Genomic DNA, 20078 nt, shown 5'->3' on the forward strand with positions numbered 1-20078 from the left:
AATCACTGTGCCCTCAGGGCGGGAAGGACCAAGACTATGGCGGACTACATACAGGGTCAGGGCGCGGGGGTCGTGCCGACTACAGCCAGCGAAGATCGCAAGATCATCTTTGCGTCGTCCCTGGGGACGGTGTTCGAGTGGTACGACTTTTTTCTCTACGGCGCCCTGGCGGCGGTCATCAGCAAGCAGTTCTTCGCCGGGGTCAATGAGACCACCGCCTTCATCTTCGCCTTGATGGCCTTCGCCGCAGGTTTCCTGGTGCGCCCGTTCGGTGCGCTGGTGTTTGGCCGGCTGGGGGACATGATCGGGCGCAAGTACACCTTCCTCATGACCATCGTGCTGATGGGGCTGTCCACCTTCGCCGTCGGGCTGTTGCCCACCTACGCCAGCATCGGCATCGCCGCGCCCGTCATCCTCGTGTGCCTGCGCATGCTCCAGGGGCTGGCACTGGGGGGTGAATACGGTGGCGCTGCCACCTACGTGGCTGAACATGCCCCAAAAGACAAACGCGGCCTGCACACCGGCTGGATTCAGTCCACGGCCACCCTGGGGCTGTTGCTGTCCCTGCTGGTGGTGCTGGGTTGCCGCTACCTGACTGGCGACGCTTTCGAGACCTGGGGCTGGCGCCTGCCGTTCCTGCTGTCGATCATCCTGCTGGGCGTCTCCACCTGGATCCGCATGAGCCTGCATGAGTCGCCAACCTTCGCCCGCATGAAGGCCGAAGGCAAGGCCAGCACATCGCCCATCAAGGAGTCGTTCGGCTCCTGGCAGAACCTCAAGATCGTCTTCACGGCCCTGTTCAGCATCAATGCCGGGCAGGCGGTGACCTTCTACTGCGCGCAGTTCTACGTGCTGTTCTTCATGACCCAGATGCTGAAGATGGACCCCAACCAGGCCAACACCCTGCTGATCATCAGCGTGATCATTGGCGCGCCGTTCTTCGTGATCTGCGGCTGGCTGTCCGACCGCATCGGCCGCAAGCCGATCCTGATGACCGGCCTGTTGCTGGCCACCGTGCTGTACTTCCCGCTGTTCAAGGCCCTGAGCCACTACGCCAACCCGCAGATCGACCAGGCCAGCCGCCAGGCGCCGATCACCGTGATGGCCGACCCCAAGGGCTGCACCTTCCAGTTCGACCCGGTGGGCAAGGCACGCTTCGACAGCCCCTGCGACAAGGTCAAGACGTTCCTGGTGAAGCAGGGCCTGCCCTACTCGTCCGCGCCGGCCGATGCGGCGAGCCCGGTGGTGGTGACCATCGGTGACAAGCGCATCGACGGCTACGACGAAGCCGCCATGCGCGCCGCCGTGACGGCCGCCGGCTACCCGGCGAAGGCCGACCCCAGCCTGGTGAACCAGCCCATGGTGGTGCTGTTGATCGTGGCCATGATCCTGATCGCCACCATGACCTACGGGCCGCTGGCGGCGGTGATGGTCGAACTGTTCCCCACGCGCATCCGCTACACGTCGCTGTCGCTGCCCTACCACATCGGCAACGGCTGGTTCGGCGGGTTCCTGCCCACGGTGTCGTTCGCGCTGGTGGTGTACACCGGGGATATCTTCTACGGGCTCTGGTACCCGGTGCTGGTGACGGGAGTGAGCCTGATAGTGGGGATTTTCTGCCTCAAGGAAACCCGCGGCGTGGACCTGGACAAGGTGTAAACCACAGGCATGAAAAAACCGGCGATCAACGCCGGTTTTTTTATGCCTCGAAAAACTTATGCACGTTTTGCATTGCGCCATCGCGTGTCGAAATAAGCTTTTAAATTAATCACTTACGAACGATTTTGGAAGAATATCAAAATACTGTACACAAGTTATCCACAGATCAGCCGACGGCCGGCGTGTCTTTGACTTCCGGGTTTTCCGGCAGCGAACCCAGCGCCCGCTGGGTGGCTTCGTTCCACGCCGCCACACGATCGTTCAGCTCGGCAATGGCCCGCGGTCCGGTGCCGTTGGCGTACATCGGCTCGCCAATCACCACCTCGATGGTGCCGGCGCGCTTGCCCCAGCCTTCCTTGGGCCAGAACTTGCCGGCGTTGTGGGCAATGGGCAGTACCGGCAGCTCGGCGTTCACCGCCAGGGCCGAGCCGCTGCGCGAGAACTTGCCGATCTGGCCGAACGGCACGCGGGTGCCCTCGGGGAAAATCAGCACCCAGACGTTGTCCTTCAGCAGCTCGTCGCCCTTGCTGGCAACGACCTTGAGGGCCGCCTTGGGGTTGTCGCGGTCAATGGCGATAGGCCGCAGCATGGCCATCGCCCAGCCGAAGAACGGCACGTACAGCAGTTCGCGCTTGAGCACCTGGCTCAAGGGCTGGAAATAGGCAGAGAGGAAAAAGGTTTCCCATGTGCTCTGGTGGTTGGAGACGATCACGCAGCGTTGCGCCGGCACGTGCTCGGCACCGGTGACCTTCACCTGGATGTTGAGGATAGTGCGGGTCAGGAACAGCGCGCAGCGGCACCAGTACACGTTGATGAAACGGTAGCGGGCCGGAAACTTGAGAAAGGGAGCAACGAAGAAGCTCAGGGTGCACCACAGCAGCGAGCTGGTGCCCAACAGCAAGTAGAAGACGAAAATGCGGATCGCCTGCAGTATCGACATAGCGGCTTGTACCGTTGCGGGCGAACCCGCCTGTTAGAAGCGCGCCTTCGAATCGACCCAAGCCTGCCGCGCCATCCGGTGGTGCGGCAGTGTTCAGGGATTCAACGGCGCCCTAGGTGTGGATAAGTGCTCTGGCTACAGCAGCCAGATCATCGAAAATCAGCGTCCCCTCGGGCAAGCCCTTGTCCAGGGTCTTGCAGCCTTTTCCGGTTTTCACCAGAACAGGTTGAGAGTCGACGGCCAACGCAGCCTCCAGGTCACCCTTGCTGTCACCCACGAACCACACACCGGCCAGGTCGGCCTGGTAGTGCGCGGCAATGGCCTGCAGCATGCCCGGGCGCGGTTTGCGGCAGGCGCAACCCTCGTCCGGACCATGGGGACAATAGACGATCAGCCCGACTTCGCCACCCTGCTCCGCCACCAGCGTGCGCAGGCGCGCATGCATGGCGTCGAGGGTGGCCAGGTCGTAGTAACCGCGGGCAATGCCCGACTGGTTGGTTGCCACGGCAACCGTCCAGCCGGCCTTGCTCAACTGCGCGATGGCGTCGATGGACCCGGGGATGGGCATCCATTCCTGCACCGACTTGATGTAGGCGTCGGAGTCTTCATTGATGACTCCGTCGCGGTCCAGTATCACCAGCTTCAAGGCTTACCCCAGCAGCGAAATGTCGGCAACGCCCAGGAACAGCCCACGCAGGCGCGACAGCAAGGCGTAGCGGTTGGCGCGTACCTTGGCGTCTTCGGCGTTGACCATCACGGCTTCGAAGAACGCATCCACCGGTTCGCGCAGGGCGGCCAGGCGGGTGAGCGCTTCGTTGTACTGGCGGGCAGCTGCCATCGGTTGCACGGCCTGGTCGGCCTGCTGGATGGCCGAGTACAGCGAGAACTCGTGGGCGTTGTCGAAGTATTTGGGCTCCACGGTAGTGGCGATCGAGCCTTCGGCCTTGCCCAGCAGGTTCGACACGCGCTTGTTCACCGCGGCCAGGGCAGCGGCTTCCGGCAGCTTGCGGAAGGCCTGCACGGCCTGCACGCGCTGGTCGAAGTCCAGTGCCGAACCCGGGTTCAGGGCACGTACCGACAGGTAGGTGGCGACGTCGGTGCCTTCGTCCTCGTAACGCGCACGCAGGCGGTCGAAGATGAATTCCAGCACCTGGCCAGCCAGGCCGGCGGCCTTGACGTTGGCACCGAACGCAGACACGGCGAAGGCCACGGCCTTGTCCAGGTCCAGGTCCAGCTGCTTCTCGATCAGGATACGCAGCACGCCCAGGGCGGCACGGCGCAGGGCGTACGGGTCCTTGCTGCCGGTAGGCAGCATGCCGATGCCGAAGATGCCGACCAGGGTGTCCAGCTTGTCGGCGATGGCCACGGCGGCACCGGTGAGGGTGCTTGGCAGCTCGGCGCCAGCGCCACGCGGCATGTACTGCTCGTTCAGGGCCAGGGCGACGTCGTCGGGCTCACCGTCGTTCAGGGCGTAGTAGTAACCGGCCACGCCTTGCATTTCGGGGAACTCGCCGACCATCTCGGTGGCCAGGTCGCACTTGGACAGCAGGCCGGCACGGGCGGCGCGCTGGGCGTCGCCGCCGATCAGCGGGGCGATGAAGGCGGCGAGCTTGGAAACGCGCACAGCCTTGTCGTAGACGCTGCCCAGCTGGGCCTGGAACACCACGTTCTGCAGGCGCTCGTTGAAGCTTTCCAGCGGCTGCTTCTTGTCCTGCTTGAAGAAGAACTCGGCGTCGGTCAGGCGTGGGCGCACGACTTTCTCGTTGCCCAGCACGATCTGGCTCGGGTCCTTGCTCTCGACGTTGGCCACGGTGATGAAGCGCGGCAGCAGCTTGCCGTCCACGTCCAGCAGGCAGAAGTACTTCTGGTTGTCCTGCATGGTGGTGATCAGGGCTTCCTGGGGCACTTCCAGGAAACGCTCCTCGAACGAGCACACCAGCGGCACTGGCCATTCGACCAGGGCGGTCACTTCGTCCAGCAGGGCCGGAGGCACGATGGCGGTGCCTTCCTGCTGCATGGCCAGCTCGGCGGTGCGCTTGCTGATCAGTTCACGACGCTCGCCGGCGTCGGCCAGCACGTAGGCCTTGCGCAGGTCTTCGGCGTAGTTGGCCGGGGCGCTGATGCGCACGTTTTCCGGGTGGTGGAAGCGGTGGCCACGCGATTCACGGCCGGCTTTCTGGGCCAGGATGGTGCAATCCACCACCTGGTCGCCCAGCAGCATCACCAGCCACTGGGTCGGGCGCACGAACTCGACCTTGCGGGCACCCCAGCGCATGCGCTTGGGAATCGGCAGGTCGTTGAGCGAGTCTTCGACGATGGTCGGCAGCAGCGAGGCAGTCGGCTTGCCGACGATGCGCTGGCTGAAACGCAGCTTCGGGCCGCTCTGGTCGATTTCGGCCAGGTCTACGCCGCACTTCTTGGCGAAGCCCAGGGCCGCCTGGGTAGGGTTGCCTTCGGCGTCGAAGGCGGCCTGGCGTGGCGGGCCGTCGAGGTTGATGCTGCGGTCGGGCTGCTGGGTGTCCAGGCCGCTGATCAGCACGGCCAGGCGACGCGGCGCGGCGTAGACCTTCTTGGCGGTGAAGTTCAGGCCGGCGGCCTGCAGGCCTTTCTCGATACCGCCCAGGAACGCATCGCCCAGGGTGTTCAGGGCTTTTGGCGGCAGCTCTTCGGTGCCCAGTTCAACCAGGAAATCTTGAGCACTCATTGTGCAGCCTCCAGCTTAGCCAACACTTCATCACGCAGATCAGGGGACGCCATGGGGAAGCCCAGCTTGGCGCGGGCTTGCAGGTAGCTTTGCGCCACGGCGCGGGCCAGGGTGCGCACGCGCAGGATGTACTGCTGGCGGGCGGTGACCGAGATCGCGCGGCGGGCATCGAGCAGGTTGAAGGTGTGCGACGCTTTCAGGACCATTTCGTAGGTCGGCAGCGGCAGCTCCAGCTCGATCAGGCGGTTGGCCTCGCTTTCGTAGAAGTCGAACAGTTCGAACAGCTTCTCGACGTTGGCGTGCTCGAAGTTGTAGGTCGACTGCTCCACTTCGTTCTGGTGGAACACGTCGCCATAGGTGACCTTGCCGAACGGGCCGTCGGTCCACACCAGGTCATAGACCGAGTCCACGCCCTGCAGGTACATGGCCAGGCGTTCCAGGCCGTAGGTGATTTCGCCGGTGACCGGGTAGCACTCGATGCCGCCTACCTGCTGGAAGTAGGTGAACTGGGTGACTTCCATGCCGTTCAGCCAGATTTCCCAGCCCAGGCCCCAGGCGCCCAGGGTCGGCGATTCCCAGTTGTCTTCGACGAAGCGGATATCGTGGACCAGCGGGTCCAGGCCGATGTGCTTCAGCGAGCCCAGGTACAGCTCCTGGAAGTTCTCCGGGTTAGGCTTCAGGACCACCTGGAACTGGTAGTAGTGCTGCAGGCGGTTGGGGTTTTCACCGTAGCGGCCGTCACCAGGACGACGGCTTGGCTGCACGTAGGCAGCGTTCCAGGTTTCCGGGCCGACGGCGCGCAGGAACGTGGCGGTATGGAAAGTGCCGGCGCCTACTTCCATATCGTAGGGCTGAAGCACCACACAACCTTGCTCGGCCCAGTATTGCTGGAGCGCGAGGATCAAGTCTTGGAAGGTACGCACGGCTGGCGTAGGCTGGCTCACGAAATTCACCTGTTTCTAGGGCTGCGAATATAAAGAGCGGGAGTATACCCCGATTCGCCCTGACCTCTACCCATGGAGCCTTATGCCACGCTGCTTTTGGTGCTCGGATGAGCCGATCTACCAGGCTTATCACGACGAAGAATGGGGGGTTGAGCTGCGTGACCCCGGTCGTCTGTTCGAATTGCTGCTGCTGGAAGGCTGCCAGGCCGGCCTGTCGTGGATCACCGTGCTGAAGAAGCGCGAGCACTACCGCCAGGTGATGTTCGGCTTCGACCCGCAGCGGCTGGCACGCATGACCGACGAGGAAGTCGAGGCACGCATGCTCGACCCCGGCATCATCCGCAACCGCCTGAAAATCAAGGCCGCGCGGCAGAACGCCCAGGCCTGGCTGAAACTTGAAGACCCGGTGGCGCTGCTGTGGTCGTTCGTCGGCGGCAAGCCGCGCATCAACCATTTCCCCGACCGCAGCCACATTCCCACGCAGACGCCGGAAGCCGAAGCCATGAGCAAGGCGCTGAAGAAAGCCGGTTTCACCTTCGTCGGGCCGACCATCTGCTACGCCTTCATGCAGGCCTCGGGCATGGTCATGGACCACACCCAGGATTGTGATCGCTACGCCGCTTTGTGCCGCTGACGGTTACAATGGCGCCTTGCTGAAGAAAGGAGTGGGCTGTGGATAAGTTCAAAGGCGCCCTGATGGTCGGGGCCCTGCGGTTGTTTGCGATGTTGCCGTGGCGCGCGGTCGAGGCCGTGGGCTCGGCCATTGGCTGGCTGACCTGGAAGCTGCCGAACCGGTCGCGGGAAATCGTGCGCATCAACTTGGCCAAGTGTTTCCCCGAGCTGGACTCCGCCGCGCGCGAGCGCCTGGTGGGCCAGAGCATGATGGACATCGGCAAGAGCCTGACCGAGAGCGCCTGCGCCTGGATCTGGCCGGCCGAGAAGTCGCTGAAGCTGGTGCGTGAAGTGCAGGGGCTGGAAATCCTCGAGCAGGCCCTGGCCTCGGGCAAGGGCGTGGTCGGCATCACCAGCCACCTGGGCAATTGGGAAGTGCTGAACCACTTCTACTGCATGCAGTGCAAGCCGATCATCTTCTACCGGCCGCCCAAGCTCAAGGCAGTGGACGAACTGCTGCAGAAGCAGCGCGTGCAGTTGGGCAACCGAGTGGCGGCGTCCACCAAGGAAGGCATCCTCAGCGTCATCAAGGAAGTGCGCAAGGGTGGCCAGGTGGGTATTCCGGCCGACCCGGAGCCGGCGGAATCGGCGGGTGTGTTCGTGCCGTTCCTGGGCACCCAGGCGCTGACCAGCAAGTTCGTGCCCAACATGCTCGCCGGCGGCAAGGCCGTGGGGGTGTTCCTGCACGCGCTGCGCCTGCCCGATGGCTCGGGCTTCAAGGTGATCCTGGAAGCAGCGCCGGAGGCCATGTACAGCACTGACACCGAGACTTCGGTGGCGGCCATGAGCCAGGTGATTGCGCGTTATGTGCGGGCGTATCCGAGCCAGTACATGTGGAGCATGAAGCGCTTCAAGAAGCGCCCTGCCGGCGAGGCGCGCTGGTACTGACGATCAGTGGCGACGCGGATTCCCTGTAGCCGCTGCCGAAGGCTGCGCTGGCCCTGAACCACACTGAAGATCTTCAGCGTACTCGGGCGCCAGCGCAGCCTGGCGGCAGCGGCTACAGAGACCGTGGCTTCAGCTGGAGCAGGCAGGTTGTTGCTAAGGCGCCATGCGATCGAGCTTTTTCAGGAACACCGTCATTTCCTTCTCGGCCTGCTTGTCGCCATGGGCCTGCGCCGCCGTAATCCCCTGCTGCCACGCCGCCCGCGCGCCGGCCACGTCGCCCTGCCCCTGCAGCGCCTTGCCCAGCAGCTTCCACGCCGCCGAATACTTGGGGTCCTGCGCCACGCAGCGGGCCAGGTGCTCCGCCGCCTTGGCATGTTCGCCCAGGTCCAGGTAACCCTTGCCCAGGCCAAAGCGCAGCAGGGAGTTATCCACACCCTTGGCCAGCATCTTCTCCAGTGATTCGAGCACGCGACAATCCTTCTAGAAGAAACTCAAGCCCACGTGGAACAGCTTCTCCACGTCACGAATGTACTTTTTATCCACAACGAACAGGATCACATGGTCACCCGCCTCGATCACCGTGGTGCCGCGGGCGATGATCACCTGCTCGTCGCGGATGATGGCGCCGATGGTGGTGCCGGACGGCAGCGCGATGTTCTCGATGGCCCGGCCCACCACCTTGCTCGACTTGGCGTCGCCATGGGCCACCGCTTCGATGGCCTCGGCGGCGCCGCGGCGCAGGGAGTGCACGCTGACAATGTCGCCGCGGCGCACGTGGGCCAGCAGCGTGCCGATGGTGGCCAGTTGCGGGCTGATGGCGATGTCGATTTCGCCGCCTTGCACCAGGTCCACGTAGGCCGGGTTGTTGATCAGGGTCATCACCTTGCGCGCGCCCAGGCGCTTGGCCAGCAGCGACGACATGATGTTGGCCTCGTCGTCGTTGGTCAGGGCCAGGAAAATGTCGGCCTGGGCGATGTTTTCCTCCACCATCAGGTCGCGGTCCGAGGCACTGCCCTGCAGGATGACCGTGCTGTTGAGGGTGTCGGACAGGTGCCGGCAGCGCGCCGGGTTCATTTCGATGATCTTTACCTGGTAGCGGCTTTCGATGGCCTCGGCCAGCCGCTCGCCGATCTGCCCGCCGCCGGCGATCACCACGCGCTTGTTGCTCTCGTCCACGCCGCGCAGCTCGCCCATCACCGCGCGAATGTCCTCGCGGGCGGCGATGAAGAACACCTCGTCGTCGGCCTCCACCACGGTGTCGCCGCGCGGCAGGATCGCCCGGTCACGGCGGAAGATCGCCGCCACGCGGGTCTCGACGTTGGGCATGTGCTGGCGAATCTGCCGCAGCTGCTGGCCCACCAGCGGGCCGCCGTGGAAGGCTTTCACCGCCACCAGTTGCGCCTTGCCGTCGGCGAAGTCGATGACCTGCAGGGCGCCGGGAATCTCGATCAGGCGCTTGATGTAGTGGGTGACTACCTGTTCCGGGCTGATCAGCACGTCCACCGGGATGGCTTCGTTGGCGAACAGCGCGTCGCGGGTCAGGTAGGCCGCTGCGCGCACCCGGGCGATCTTGGTGGGGGTGTGATACAGCGTGTGGGCGACCTGGCAGGCGACCATGTTGGTCTCGTCGCTGTTGGTTACCGCCACCAGCATGTCGGCGTCTTCGGCGCCGGCTTTCAGCAGCACCGTGGGGAACGAGGCGTGGCCCTGCACGGTACGGATGTCCAGGCGGTCGCCCAGGCTGCGCAGGCGCTCGCCGTCGGTGTCTACCACGGTGATGTCGTTGGCCTCGCCCGCCAGGTGCTCGGCCAGGGTGCCGCCGACCTGGCCGGCACCCAGGATGATGATTTTCATCCGCTACTCCTGTCAGCTCGCGCGCTGGGCGGCGATCTTGATCAGCTTGGCATAGTAGAAACCGTCGTGGCCGCCTTCCTGGGCCAGCAGCTGGCGGCCGTGGGGCTGCTTGATGCCGGCCGTGGTGGCCAGGTCCAGCTCGCGGGCGCCAGGGGTACGGGCCAGGAAGGCCTCGATGACCTCGGTGTTTTCCGTGGGCAGCGTCGAGCAGGTGGCGTACAGCAGCACGCCGCCCACTTCCAGCGTTGGCCACAGCGCGTCCAACAGCTCGCCTTGCAGCGTGGCCAGGGCCTGGATGTCGTCGGGCTGGCGGGTGAGCTTGATGTCCGGGTGGCGGCGGATCACGCCGGTGGCCGAGCACGGGGCGTCGAGCAGGATGCGGTTGAAGCTCTGCTTGTCCCACCACTGGGCCGTATCGCGGGCATCGCAGGCGATCAGCTGGGCGTCGAGGCCCAGGCGGTCGAGGTTTTCGCGCACACGCACCAGGCGCTTGGCTTCCAGGTCGATGGCCACCACGCCCTTGAGCGCAGGTTCGGCTTCCAGCAGGTGGCAGGTCTTGCCACCGGGTGCGCAGCAGGCGTCGAGCACGCGCTGGCCGGGGGCCAGGTCGAGCAGGTCGGCGGCCAGTTGCGCGGCCTCGTCCTGCACGCTGATCCAGCCGTCGGCGAAGCCGGGCAGGTCGCGCACGTCGCAGGCCTGCTCCAGCACGATGCCGTCGCGGCTGAACTGGCAGGCGCTGGCGCTGACTTCGGCCTGCTCGAGCAGCTTCAAGTAGGCGTCGCGGCTGTGGTGGCGGCGGTTCACCCGCAGAATCATCGGCGGGTGAGCGTTGTTGGCGGCGCAGATGGCTTCCCATTGCTCGGGCCAGAAGGCCTTCAGCGACTTCTGCAGCCAGCGTGGGTGCGCGGTGCGTACCACCGGGTCACGTTCCATCTCGGCCAGCAGGTCGTTGCCCTCGCGCTGGGCGCGGCGCAGCACGGCGTTGAGCAGGGCCTTGGCCCACGGCTTCTTGAGCTTGTCGGCGCAGCCCACGGTTTCGCCGATGGCGGCGTGGGCCGGCACGCGGCTGTAGAACAGCTGGTACAGGCCCACCAGCATCAGCGCCTCGACGTCAGCGTCGGCGGCCTTGAACGGCTTTTGCAGGAGTTTCTCGGCCAGGGCCGACAGCCGCGGCTGCCAGCGTGCGGTGCCGAACGCCAGGTCCTGGGTGAAGCCGCGGTCGCGGGCTTCCACCTTGTCCAGTTGTAGCGGCAGCGAGCTGTTCAGCGAGGCCTTGCCGCTGAGGACAGCGGCCAGGGCGCGGGCGGCGGCGAGACGCGGGTTCATTGGCCCAGCACCGCGCCGACGGCGAATTTCTCGCGGCGGCTGTTGAACAGGTCACTGAAGTTCAGCGGCTTGCCGCCGGGGAACTGCAGGCGGGTCAGGCACAGGGCCTGGTCGCCGCAGGCCACCACCAGGCCGTCCTTGCTGGCCCCCAGGATAGTGCCGGGCGCGCCCTGTCCTTCGCAGGTAGTGGCGGCCAGCACTTTCACGGCTTCGCCGTTCAGGGTGCTGTGGCAGATGGGCCACGGGAAGAAGGCGCGCACCAGGCGCTCCAGCACTTCGGCCGGTTGGCTCCAGTCGATGCGGGCCTCGTCCTTGTTCAGTTTGTGGGCGTAGGTGGCCAGGGCGTCGTCCTGCACCTCGCCTTGCAGCGTGCCGGCGGCCAGGCCGGCGATGGCTTCGATCACGGCCGGTGGGCCCATCTGCGCCAGGCGGTCGTGCAGGCTGCCGCCAGTGTCGTCGGCGCTGATCGGGGTGCTGACCTTGAGCAGCATCGGCCCGGTATCCAGGCCCGCTTCCATGCGCATCACGGTCACGCCACTTGCGGCGTCGCCGGCCTGCACCGCACGCTGGATCGGCGCGGCACCGCGCCAGCGTGGCAGCAGCGAGGCGTGGCTGTTGATGCAGCCCAGGCGTGGGATATCCAGGACTACCTGGGGCAGGATCAGGCCGTAGGCCACCACCACCATCAGGTCGGGCTTGAGCGCGGCCAGTTCGGCCTGGGCGTCTTCGTTGCGCAGGGTGGGCGGTTGCAGCACGAGGATACCGTGCTCCAGCGCCAGCTGTTTCACCGGGCTGGGCATCAGTTTCTGGCCGCGGCCGGCCGGGCGGTCCGGTTGGGTGTACACGGCGACCACTTCATAAGGGCTGGCCAGCAGGGCCTTGAGGTGTTCGGCGGCAAATTCGGGCGTGCCCGCGAAAACGATGCGCATGCTCATGGATTACTCGCTGGAAAAGAAAAAGGCTTGCCGTGGCAAGCCTTTGGAATGTGAGGGGTCAAGCTTGCTGGCGGTGGGCTTTTTCCAGCTTCTTCTTGATCCGGTCACGCTTGAGCGTAGACAGGTAATCGACGAAGAGCTTGCCGTTGAGGTGGTCGCACTCGTGCTGGATGCACACGGCCAGCAGGCCTTCGGCGATCAGCTCGTAGGCCTTGCCGTCACGGTCCAGGGCCTTGATCTTGACGCGCTGCGGGCGGTCTACGTTTTCGTAGAAGCCGGGCACCGACAGGCAGCCTTCCTGGTATTGGCCCATTTCGTCGGTCAGGGACTCGAACTCGGGGTTGATGAACACCATGGGGGCGCTGCGATCTTCGCTCAGGTCCATGACCACCACGCGCTTGTGCACGTTGACCTGGGTGGCCGCCAGCCCGATGCCAGGCGCTTCGTACATGGTTTCAAACATGTCATCGACCAACTGGCGAACTTCGTCATCCACCACGGCCACGGGCTTGGCGATGGTACGCAGACGCGAGTCTGGAAATTCGAGGATGTTTAAAATAGCCATATGCGTATTTGCTGCACTGTGAGGTAAAGTCAAAGGTAGCAGCCGCGCAAGGTGCTTGGGGGCGGTCTGCCTGTCAAACGTTCTCCCAGGGAGAGAAGGGCCGCGTGGGCTGCGTTTCACGTGAACGTACATAATAAAGGGATTCACGGCATGAGGAAATCACTACTCGCCCTGCTGCTCATGGCGTGCGCCGGCCTGGCCAACGCCGATGTGCAGCTCAAGGACGGTTATCCACAGCGCTACACTGTGGTTCAGGGCGACACACTTTGGGACATTTCCGCCAAATTCCTGCGCCAGCCGTGGCAGTGGCCGCAGATCTGGCACGCCAACCCGCAAATCGCCAACCCTGACCTGATCTACCCCGGCGACTCGCTGGTGCTGAGCTACGTCAACGGCCAGCCGCAGCTGATGCTGGAGCGCGGTGCGTCGCGCGGCACCATCAAGCTGTCGCCGCACATCCGCAGCACGCCGGTGGCCGAGGCCATCCCGAGCATCCCGCTGCAGTCGATCAACGCCTTCCTGCTCAGCAACCGCATCCTCGACAGCAGCGAGGCGTTCGACAGCGCGCCCTACATCGTCGCTGGCCAGGGCGAGCGGGTGGTCAGCGGCATGGGCGACCGTATCTATGCGCGCGGCAGCTTCGACCCGGCCCATGCCTCCTACGGTATTTTTCGCAAGGGCAAGGTCTACACCGACCCGGTCACCCACGAGCAGCTGGGCGTGAACGCCGACAACATGGGCGGCGGCGAAGTAGTAGCTACCGAGGGCGACATCGCCACCATCAACCTGCAGCGCTCCAGCGAGGAAGTGCGCCTGGGCGACCGCCTGTTCGTCAGCGAGGAGCGGCCGGTGAACTCCACCTTCCTGCCCAGCGCGCCGAGCCGGCAGATCAGCGGCACCATCGTGGATGTGCCACGGGGTGTTACACAGATCGGCAAGTACGACGTGGTCACCCTGGACCGTGGCAACCGCGACGGGCTCAAGGAGGGCAACGTCCTGGCCATCTACAAGACCGGTGAAACCGTACGCGACCGGGTGACCGGCGAGCAGGTGAAAATACCCGACGAGCGGGCCGGCCTGCTGATGGTGTTCCGCACTTATGAAAAGCTCAGCTATGGTTTAGTGCTCAACGCCAATCGCTCCCTGGCAGTGATGGACAAGGTGAAAAATCCCTAGCCCGTCGGGAAAGTTGTCAAACAGTTACCAACAGAGTTATCCACAGCTTTTGCCTGCCGCTGTACAGGGGCCTGAATCAAGGATGATCAGATGCCGCTCTTTGCCAACGATGCACTTCCCATGGATGAGCTGGAGGCGCGGTTGCGCCTCCATCGCTTGACCGACACCGGGCCAAAACGCTTCCACCAGTTGTTCGAAGCCTTCGGTTCGGCAGCCGAGGCGCTGCGGGCGCCGCTATCGGCCTGGCGCGCGATGGGCATGACCGCGGCCGCCTGCGAGGCCCGCGACAGCCCTGCGGTAAAAGCCGGCGGCAAGGCCGCAATGGCCTGGCTAGAGCGTCCGGGCCAGCATTTGCTGATGTTTGACGACCCTGGCTACCCTGCCCTGCTGGCCGAAACCAGCGGCGCACCGCCGCTGCTGTTCGTTGCCGGCGACCCCACCATCCTGGAAAAACCGCAGCTGGCCATCGTCGGTAGCCGGCGTGCATCGCGCCCTGGCCTGGACACCGCCGCGGCCTTCTCGCGCAGCCTGGCCAAGGCCGGTTTCGTCATCACCAGTGGCCTCGCCGCCGGCGTGGACGGTGCCGCTCACCTGGCCGCCCTGGACGTCGGCGGCCAGACAATCGGCGTGTTGGGCACAGGTATCGAAAAACTTTATCCACAGCGGCACAAGGCACTCGCGGCGCGGATGGCTGCCGAGGGCAGCGCGGTGGTTTCCGAGTTCCCACTGGACGCCGAGCCCATCCCCGCCAACTTCCCGCGGCGCAACCGCATCATCAGCGGCCTGTCCCTGGGCGTGCTGGTGGTGGAGGCCAGCCTGGCCAGTGGCTCGCTGATTACCGCGCGCCTGGCCAACGAACAGGGCCGCGAGGTGTACGCCATCCCCGGCTCCATCCACCACCCGGGCGCCAAGGGCTGCCACCAGTTGATTCGCGATGGCGCGCAACTGGTGGAGACCGTGGAACACATTCTCGAGCCGCTGCGCGGCTGGCAGCGGGTGACACTGCCGGCGCCAATGGTGGACCACCCGCTGCTGGCGCTGCTGCACGCAGCGCCGCAAAGCAGCGAGGCGCTTATGCGTTCCAGCGACTGGCCGCTGCCCAAGCTGCTGGAGGCACTCACCGAGCTGGAGCTTGAGGGGCGCGTGGTCAACGAGGCCGGGCGTTGGTTTGCGCGCTCCAGCTAAGTACACTGCTCACAGCATTCAAGCGGAGTAACAGTGATGGTGAGCAGTTGGCGTGTGCAACAAGCCGCGCGTGAAGTGAAGGCAGGCGCGGTGATTGCCTATCCAACCGAAGCGGTTTGGGGTCTGGGCTGTAACCCGTGGGACGCGGAAGCGGTCTATCGGTTGCTGGCGATCAAGTCACGGCCTGTGGATAAGGGCCTGATTCTGGTGGCGGACAACATCCGTCAGTTCGATTTCCTCTTCGAGGATTTCCCCGAGATCTGGCTGGACCGCATGGCCAGCACCTGGCCGGGCCCCAACACCTGGCTGGTGCCGCACCAGGGCCTGCTGCCCGAGTGGATCACCGGCAAGCACAACAGCGTGGCGATTCGTGTCAGCGACCACCCGCTGGTGCGTGAGCTGTGTTCGCTGGTGGGGCCGATCGTGTCGACCTCCGCCAACCCGACCGGGCGGCCGCCAGCCATGAACCGCCTGCGCATTGAGCAGTATTTCCGTGGCCAGGTGGACCTGGTGCTGAACGGTGAACTGGGCGGGCGCAAGAACCCCAGCGTGATCCGCGACCTGGTGACTGGCGACGTGATTCGCCCGTAACGCTGGCCGTAAACACCCCGTCGTAGCAGCGGCCGCAGGCCGCGTCAGGCACCAACGCGGTGCCTGGGACGCGGCCTGCGGCCGCTGCTACGGTGCGTGTGGGGTTACGGCAGCAGAATGGTCGAACCCATTGTGCGCCGCGCCGACAGTTCGGTCTGCGCCTTCGCCGCTTCGGCCAGTGGGTAACGCTGGCTGATCTCCACGTCCAGCTTGCCGCTGGTGATCATCCCGAACAGCTCGTCGGCCATGGCCTGCAGGGTGCTGGCGGTGGCGTAGGTGCCCAGGGTGGGACGGGTCACGTACAGCGAGCCCTTGGACGCCAGGACACCCAGGTTGACGCCGCTGACCGCGCCCGAGGCGTTGCCGAAGCTGACCACCAAGCCGCGCGGTTCCACGCAGTCCAGCGAGGTTTCCCAGGTGTCCTTGCCGACGCCGTCATACACCACCTGGCATTTCTTGCCATCGGTCAGCTCAAGCACGCGCTTGGTCACGTCTTCGCGGCTGTAGTCGATGGTTTCCCAGGCGCCCAGGGCCTTGGCCCGCGCGGCTTTTTCCGGCGAGCTGACGGTGCCGATCAGCCGGGCGCCGATGGCTTTGGCCCACTGGCAGGCCAGGGAGCCGACACCGCCGGCGGCGGCGTGGAACAGAATGGTTTCGTCGCGTTTCAGTTCGTAGGTCTGGCGGAACAGGTACTGCACGGTCAGGCCCTTGAGCATCACCGCGGCGGCCTGTTCGAAGCTGATGGCCTCCGGCAGCTTCACCAGCACGGCGGCCGGCAGGGTGTGCACTTCGCTATAAGCGCCCAGCGGGCCGCCGGCGTAGGCCACGCGGTCGCCGACCTTCACCGAGGTCACTTCGCTGCCCACCGCCTCTACCACGCCCGCGCCTTCGGTGCCTTGCCCCGACGGCAAGGACGGCGCCGGGTACAGGCCGCTGCGGTAGTAGGTGTCGATGTAGTTCAGGCCGATGGCCTTGTTGCGTACCCGAACTTCCTGCGGGCCCGGCTCGGCTGGCTGGAAGTCGACGAATTCGAGGACTTCCGGACCACCGTTAGTGCTGAACTGAATACGTTTGGCCATCTGCAATCTCCTGAAACAGGCATGGAAAGCCCCTATCGGACGCCTTTGTAACCGCGCCGTCAACCGCTCAAAGTGGGCCGCGGGTGCTATGCTACGCGCCGAATTTGCTCTCGGGCGGCGGTAATCCCCAGCGCTGCCCGGCCTTTGCCCGTTACAAGGTGATGCCATGACTACCCGCACCGAAGCCGTAAAAGCCTACCTGCTCGACCTGCAAGAGCGGATCTGCAGCGCCCTTGAAACTGAAGACGGTGGCGCCCGTTTTGTCGAGGACGCGTGGAACCGCGCCGCCGGTGGCGGCGGCCGCACCCGGGTGATCGAGAACGGCACGGTGATCGAGAAAGGCGGGGTCAACTTCTCCCACGTCTTCGGCAGCGGCCTGCCGCCGTCGGCCAGCGCCCACCGCCCGGAACTGGCAGGCCGTGGCTTCGAAGCCCTGGGTGTGTCGCTGGTGATCCACCCGCACAACCCCCACGTGCCTACGTCCCACGCCAACGTGCGCTTCTTCATTGCCGAGAAGGAAGGCGAGGAAGCGGTGTGGTGGTTCGGTGGCGGCTTCGACCTGACGCCCTACTACGCCAACGAAGACGACTGCATTCACTGGCACCGCGTGGCCGAGCGCGCCTGCGCGCCGTTCGGCGAGGATGTGTACCCGCGCTACAAGGCTTGGTGCGACCGCTATTTCCACATCAAGCACCGTAACGAACCGCGCGGCGTGGGCGGCCTGTTCTTCGACGACTTGAACGAATGGGACTTCGACACCAGCTTCGCCTTCATGCGCGCCATCGGCGATGCCTACCTGGAGGCGTACCTGCCCATCGTGCAGCGCCGCAAGGCCATGGCCTACACCCAGCAGCAGCGTGAATTCCAGGAATTCCGCCGCGGCCGCTACGTGGAATTCAACCTGGTGTACGACCGTGGCACCCTGTTCGGCCTGCAGTCGGGCGGCCGCACCGAGTCGATCCTGATGTCGCTGCCGCCGCAAGTGCGCTGGGGCTACGATTGGAAGGCGGCGCCGGGCAGCGAAGAAGCGCGCCTGACCGACTACTTCCTCACCGACCGCGACTGGCTCGGCCAGGCCTGACGGCCGCTGTGGATAACCTATTATTTGCCTGCCCTTGAATTAGGAACTGCCTGCATGGACCGTTACGTCGTCTTCGGTAACCCGATTGGCCACAGCAAGTCGCCCGCCATCCACCGCCTGTTTGCCGAGCAGACCGGCCAGGCCATGGAATACGGCGCGCGGCTGGCGCCGCTGGATGACTTTGCCGGCAACGCCCTGGAGTTTTTCCAGGACGGCCTGGGCGCCAACGTGACGCTGCCGTTCAAGGAAGACGCCTTCCGCCTGTGCAGCGTGCTCACCCCCCGCGCCCAGCGCGCCGGCGCGGTGAACATGCTCACGCGCCTGCCCGACGGCACTCTGCGCGGCGACAACACCGACGGCGTGGGCCTGGTGCGCGACCTGCTGAACAACGCCGGCGTCACCCTCAAGGGCAAGCGCATTTTGCTGCTGGGCGCCGGTGGCGCGGTGCGCGGCGTGGTGGAATCGCTGCTGGAACAGCAGCCGGTGTCGCTGGTCATCGCCAACCGCACCGTGGACAAGGCCGAGCTGCTGGCGCAGATCTTCGCCGGCCTGGGCCCGGTGGCCGCCAGCGGTTTCGACTGGCTGGAAGAGCCGGTGGACGTGATCATCAACGCCACCTCGGCGAGCCTTGCCGGTGACCTGCCGCCGATCAAGAGCAGCCTGATCCAGCCGGGTGTCACCGTGTGCTACGACATGATGTACGGCAAGGAGCCCACGCCGTTCTGCCGCTGGGCGGCCGAGCACGGCGCCGCCCAGGCCCTGGATGGCTTCGGCATGCTGGTGGAACAGGCCGCCGAGGCCTTCACCTACTGGCGGGGCGTGACCCCCGATTCGAAGACGGTGATGGCCACCCTGCGCCAGGAAATGGCCGCCGGTTAACCTTCGAACTGGATGGGGCAGTTGGCCGCCCCTTCCAGCTTGTGCAGCTCCTCGATCACCTGCGCCCGCGCGTGGCGCAGGGTCAGGCTGCGGGCCTGGGCGCGCAGCCGCCGTGCTTCCTGGTGCAGCATCTCCACCCCCGAATAATCGATGAAGTTGATCTGCTGCGCGTCGATCACCACGCGCTGGCCCTGCGCGCGCTGCAGCCGCACCTGCAGGTAATGGCTGGCGCCGAAGAAGATCGAACCGCCTACGCGCAGCACCTCCTCGTCGCCGTCACGCCACTGCTGTACCCGCGGTTGTGAGGTGCGTTTTAGGTAGAAGAACAGCGACGCCAGCACCCCGGCGTAGATGGCCGTCTGCAGCTCCAGCAGCAGGGTCGCCAGGCACGTCAGCGCCATCACCACGAACTCCGAGCGGCTGACCCGGAACAGCGCGCGAATGCCGCGGTGGTCCACCAGCCCCCAGCTGATCAGCAGGATGCTGCCGGCCATGGCGGCAATGGGAATCTGCGCGATCAGCTGTGCGCCGGTGACCGCGAACAGCGCCACCCACAGGGCCGAGAACACCCCCGCCAACGGCGAGCAGGCGCCGGCCTCATAGCTGAGCCCGGAGCGGGTGAACGAGCCCGCCGACAGCGATCCGGAGAAGAATGCACCGATGACATTCGACAGGCCCTGGGCGCGAACCTCCTGGTTGGCGTCGAGCAACTGTTGCGAACGTGTGGCGATCGAGCGGGCAATCGACAGGCTGGTCACCAGCCCCAGCATGCCCACGGCCACGGCGCTGGGCAGCAGCCGCAGCACCAGCGCCGGGTCCGTGGGCAGCGGGCTGAACGGCGGCAACTGGCCGACGAATTCGCTGACCCGGCGCACGTGGCCGAACATGCCTGGCCACAGCCAGGCCAGCAGGCTGCCGCTGACCAAGGCAATCAGCAGCGTCGGCCAGCGCGGCACCAGCGCCTTCAGCACCAGGCCCAGCACCAGGGTGAACAACCCCAGCAGCAGCGACGGCTGGTCCACTTCGGCCAAGTGCTGAAACAGGTTGCCGAGGCTGGCCAGCGCCGTGGCCTGGCTGCTCAGCTCCATGCCCAGCAGGCTTGGCAGCTGGCCGATGGCAATGACAATGGCGGCGCCGAGGGTGAAGCCCAGCACCACCGAATGGGAGACAAAATTCACCAGCGCGCCGAAGCGCAGCATGCCCAGCAGCCACTGGAAAATGCCGGCGAGGAAGGTCAGCAGCAGGATCAGCGTCACGTAGTCCTGGGTGGCCGGCACCGCCAGTGGGCTGACGCTGGCGTACAGCACGATGGAAATGGCCGCCGTGGGCCCGCAGATCAGGTGCCACGACGAGCCCCACAGGCAGGCGATCAGCACCGGGATGATGGCTGCGTACAGGCCGTATTCCGGCGGCAGGCCGGCGATCAGCGCGTAGGCGATGGACTGCGGCAACGCCAGGATCGCGCCGCTCAGGCCCACCACCAGGTCACGGCTGACGCTGGCGCGGGTCTGGCGTGGGAGCCAGGCCAGGAAGGGCAGGATTTTTTCCAGTCGGGTACCGCGCATGAGGCTCTCTGTTTGCTGGTCTTTCCCGTGGGAGC

The 20078-nt window shown here is 65.4% G+C and carries 19 protein-coding genes; 8 read left to right on the forward strand and 11 right to left on the reverse strand.

Annotated elements, in window-relative coordinates:
- Positions 1–36: 36 nt before the first annotated feature.
- The gene (locus RAM80_RS17110; protein WP_416421668.1) at positions 37–1659 is read left to right on the forward strand and encodes an MFS transporter; all 1623 of its coding nucleotides are present in this window, start codon (positions 37–39) and stop codon (positions 1657–1659) included.
- Positions 1660–1825: 166 nt separating this feature from the next.
- On the opposite strand, the gene RAM80_RS17115 is transcribed toward RAM80_RS17110, so the two are convergent.
- From RAM80_RS17115 to glyQ, 4 genes are all read right to left on the reverse strand, one after another.
- Positions 1826–2599, reverse strand: coding sequence for a lysophospholipid acyltransferase family protein (locus tag RAM80_RS17115; protein WP_416421669.1), 774 nt, complete (start codon positions 2597–2599; stop codon positions 1826–1828).
- Positions 2600–2711: 112 nt separating this feature from the next.
- A complete protein-coding gene (gene gmhB, locus RAM80_RS17120; RefSeq protein ID WP_416421670.1) occupies positions 2712–3245 on the reverse strand; it encodes a D-glycero-beta-D-manno-heptose 1,7-bisphosphate 7-phosphatase in 534 nt (177 codons plus the stop codon).
- 3 nt (positions 3246–3248) lie between these two features.
- The gene (gene glyS / locus RAM80_RS17125) at positions 3249–5303 is read right to left on the reverse strand and encodes a glycine--tRNA ligase subunit beta (RefSeq protein WP_416421671.1); all 2055 of its coding nucleotides are present in this window, start codon (positions 5301–5303) and stop codon (positions 3249–3251) included.
- Complete coding sequence (gene glyQ, locus RAM80_RS17130) at positions 5300–6247, reverse strand: glycine--tRNA ligase subunit alpha (protein WP_008367129.1); 948 nt, start codon at positions 6245–6247, stop codon at positions 5300–5302. The genes glyS and glyQ overlap by 4 nt, the downstream gene beginning before the upstream one ends.
- 82 nt (positions 6248–6329) lie before the next feature.
- Between glyQ and RAM80_RS17135 the strand changes: the two genes are divergently transcribed.
- Positions 6330–6881 carry a DNA-3-methyladenine glycosylase I gene (locus RAM80_RS17135; protein WP_416421672.1) on the forward strand — a complete coding sequence of 184 codons (552 nt, stop codon included), beginning with the start codon at positions 6330–6332 and terminating at the stop codon, positions 6879–6881.
- 38 nt (positions 6882–6919) lie between these two features.
- Entirely contained in the window at positions 6920–7807 is an 888-nt protein-coding gene (locus RAM80_RS17140) for a lysophospholipid acyltransferase (RefSeq protein ID WP_416421673.1), read from the forward strand.
- A gap of 153 nt (positions 7808–7960) precedes the next feature.
- Here the strand turns inward: RAM80_RS17140 and RAM80_RS17145 are convergent, their stop codons facing one another.
- The 5 genes from RAM80_RS17145 to def are packed head-to-tail and all read right to left on the reverse strand — an operon-like array spanning position 7961 to position 12487.
- Entirely contained in the window at positions 7961–8254 is a 294-nt protein-coding gene (locus tag RAM80_RS17145) for a tetratricopeptide repeat protein (protein ID WP_416427508.1), read from the reverse strand.
- Positions 8255–8287: 33 nt separating this feature from the next.
- Positions 8288–9661: a Trk system potassium transporter TrkA gene (gene trkA, locus RAM80_RS17150; protein ID WP_416421674.1), complete on the reverse strand. Its 1374-nt coding sequence runs from the start codon at positions 9659–9661 to the stop codon at positions 8288–8290.
- Between the two features lie 12 nt (positions 9662–9673).
- On the reverse strand, positions 9674–10987 hold the full coding sequence (gene rsmB / locus RAM80_RS17155) for a 16S rRNA (cytosine(967)-C(5))-methyltransferase RsmB (protein WP_416421675.1): 1314 nt from the start codon (positions 10985–10987) through the stop codon (positions 9674–9676).
- Positions 10984–11922: a methionyl-tRNA formyltransferase gene (gene fmt / locus RAM80_RS17160; protein WP_416421676.1), complete on the reverse strand. Its 939-nt coding sequence runs from the start codon at positions 11920–11922 to the stop codon at positions 10984–10986. The genes rsmB and fmt overlap by 4 nt, the downstream gene beginning before the upstream one ends.
- Positions 11923–11980: 58 nt before the next feature.
- Complete coding sequence (gene def / locus RAM80_RS17165; RefSeq protein ID WP_416421677.1) at positions 11981–12487, reverse strand: peptide deformylase; 507 nt, start codon at positions 12485–12487, stop codon at positions 11981–11983.
- A gap of 150 nt (positions 12488–12637) precedes the next feature.
- On the opposite strand from def, the gene RAM80_RS17170 reads away from it, so the two are divergent.
- The 3 genes from RAM80_RS17170 (at position 12638) to RAM80_RS17180 (ending at position 15439) form a co-directional block, all read left to right on the forward strand.
- Positions 12638–13663: a LysM peptidoglycan-binding domain-containing protein gene (locus RAM80_RS17170; RefSeq protein ID WP_416421678.1), complete on the forward strand. Its 1026-nt coding sequence runs from the start codon at positions 12638–12640 to the stop codon at positions 13661–13663.
- 90 nt (positions 13664–13753) lie between these two features.
- The gene (gene dprA, locus RAM80_RS17175) at positions 13754–14848 is read left to right on the forward strand and encodes a DNA-processing protein DprA (protein WP_416421679.1); all 1095 of its coding nucleotides are present in this window, start codon (positions 13754–13756) and stop codon (positions 14846–14848) included.
- A gap of 36 nt (positions 14849–14884) precedes the next feature.
- Complete coding sequence (locus tag RAM80_RS17180) at positions 14885–15439, forward strand: L-threonylcarbamoyladenylate synthase (protein ID WP_416421680.1); 555 nt, start codon at positions 14885–14887, stop codon at positions 15437–15439.
- A 104-nt stretch (positions 15440–15543) separates the two neighbouring features.
- Here the strand turns inward: RAM80_RS17180 and RAM80_RS17185 are convergent, their stop codons facing one another.
- On the reverse strand, positions 15544–16518 hold the full coding sequence (locus tag RAM80_RS17185) for an NADPH:quinone reductase (RefSeq protein WP_416421681.1): 975 nt from the start codon (positions 16516–16518) through the stop codon (positions 15544–15546).
- Positions 16519–16684: 166 nt separating this feature from the next.
- Here RAM80_RS17185 and hemF point away from each other — a divergent pair, with 166 nt between their 5' ends.
- Both hemF and aroE read left to right on the forward strand, forming a co-directional pair.
- Positions 16685–17599: an oxygen-dependent coproporphyrinogen oxidase gene (gene hemF / locus RAM80_RS17190; protein ID WP_416421682.1), complete on the forward strand. Its 915-nt coding sequence runs from the start codon at positions 16685–16687 to the stop codon at positions 17597–17599.
- Positions 17600–17653: 54 nt separating this feature from the next.
- Complete coding sequence (aroE, locus tag RAM80_RS17195; protein ID WP_416421683.1) at positions 17654–18478, forward strand: shikimate dehydrogenase; 825 nt, start codon at positions 17654–17656, stop codon at positions 18476–18478.
- On the opposite strand, the gene RAM80_RS17200 is transcribed toward aroE, so the two are convergent.
- Positions 18475–20043, reverse strand: a complete 1569-nt coding sequence (locus RAM80_RS17200; RefSeq protein ID WP_416421684.1) for a SulP family inorganic anion transporter — start codon at positions 20041–20043, stop codon at positions 18475–18477. The genes aroE and RAM80_RS17200 overlap by 4 nt on opposite strands.
- Positions 20044–20078 lie beyond the last annotated feature (35 nt).

It is taken from the genome of Pseudomonas sp. App30 (assembly GCF_047947025.1).
Lineage (GTDB): Bacteria > Pseudomonadota > Gammaproteobacteria > Pseudomonadales > Pseudomonadaceae > Aquipseudomonas.

Bases quoted from the DNA above. Each gene is read 5' to 3' on its own strand.
- hemF (WP_416421682.1), top strand. From the start codon at position 16,685: ATGACTACCCGCACCGAAGCCGTAAAAGCCTACCTGCTCGACCTGCAA.
- RAM80_RS17200 (WP_416421684.1), bottom strand. From the start codon at position 20,043: ATGCGCGGTACCCGACTGGAAAAAATCCTGCCCTTCCTGGCCTGGCTC.
- aroE (WP_416421683.1), top strand. From the start codon at position 17,654: ATGGACCGTTACGTCGTCTTCGGTAACCCGATTGGCCACAGCAAGTCG.
- trkA (WP_416421674.1), bottom strand. From the start codon at position 9,661: ATGAAAATCATCATCCTGGGTGCCGGCCAGGTCGGCGGCACCCTGGCC.
- fmt (WP_416421676.1), bottom strand. From the start codon at position 11,922: ATGAGCATGCGCATCGTTTTCGCGGGCACGCCCGAATTTGCCGCCGAA.
- RAM80_RS17110 (WP_416421668.1), top strand. From the start codon at position 37: ATGGCGGACTACATACAGGGTCAGGGCGCGGGGGTCGTGCCGACTACA.
- RAM80_RS17180 (WP_416421680.1), top strand. From the start codon at position 14,885: ATGGTGAGCAGTTGGCGTGTGCAACAAGCCGCGCGTGAAGTGAAGGCA.
- RAM80_RS17135 (WP_416421672.1), top strand. From the start codon at position 6,330: ATGCCACGCTGCTTTTGGTGCTCGGATGAGCCGATCTACCAGGCTTAT.
- def (WP_416421677.1), bottom strand. From the start codon at position 12,487: ATGGCTATTTTAAACATCCTCGAATTTCCAGACTCGCGTCTGCGTACC.
- glyS (WP_416421671.1), bottom strand. From the start codon at position 5,303: ATGAGTGCTCAAGATTTCCTGGTTGAACTGGGCACCGAAGAGCTGCCG.
- dprA (WP_416421679.1), top strand. From the start codon at position 13,754: ATGCCGCTCTTTGCCAACGATGCACTTCCCATGGATGAGCTGGAGGCG.
- RAM80_RS17145 (WP_416427508.1), bottom strand. From the start codon at position 8,254: ATGCTGGCCAAGGGTGTGGATAACTCCCTGCTGCGCTTTGGCCTGGGC.
- RAM80_RS17170 (WP_416421678.1), top strand. From the start codon at position 12,638: ATGAGGAAATCACTACTCGCCCTGCTGCTCATGGCGTGCGCCGGCCTG.
- RAM80_RS17185 (WP_416421681.1), bottom strand. From the start codon at position 16,518: ATGGCCAAACGTATTCAGTTCAGCACTAACGGTGGTCCGGAAGTCCTC.
- RAM80_RS17115 (WP_416421669.1), bottom strand. From the start codon at position 2,599: ATGTCGATACTGCAGGCGATCCGCATTTTCGTCTTCTACTTGCTGTTG.
- rsmB (WP_416421675.1), bottom strand. From the start codon at position 10,987: ATGAACCCGCGTCTCGCCGCCGCCCGCGCCCTGGCCGCTGTCCTCAGC.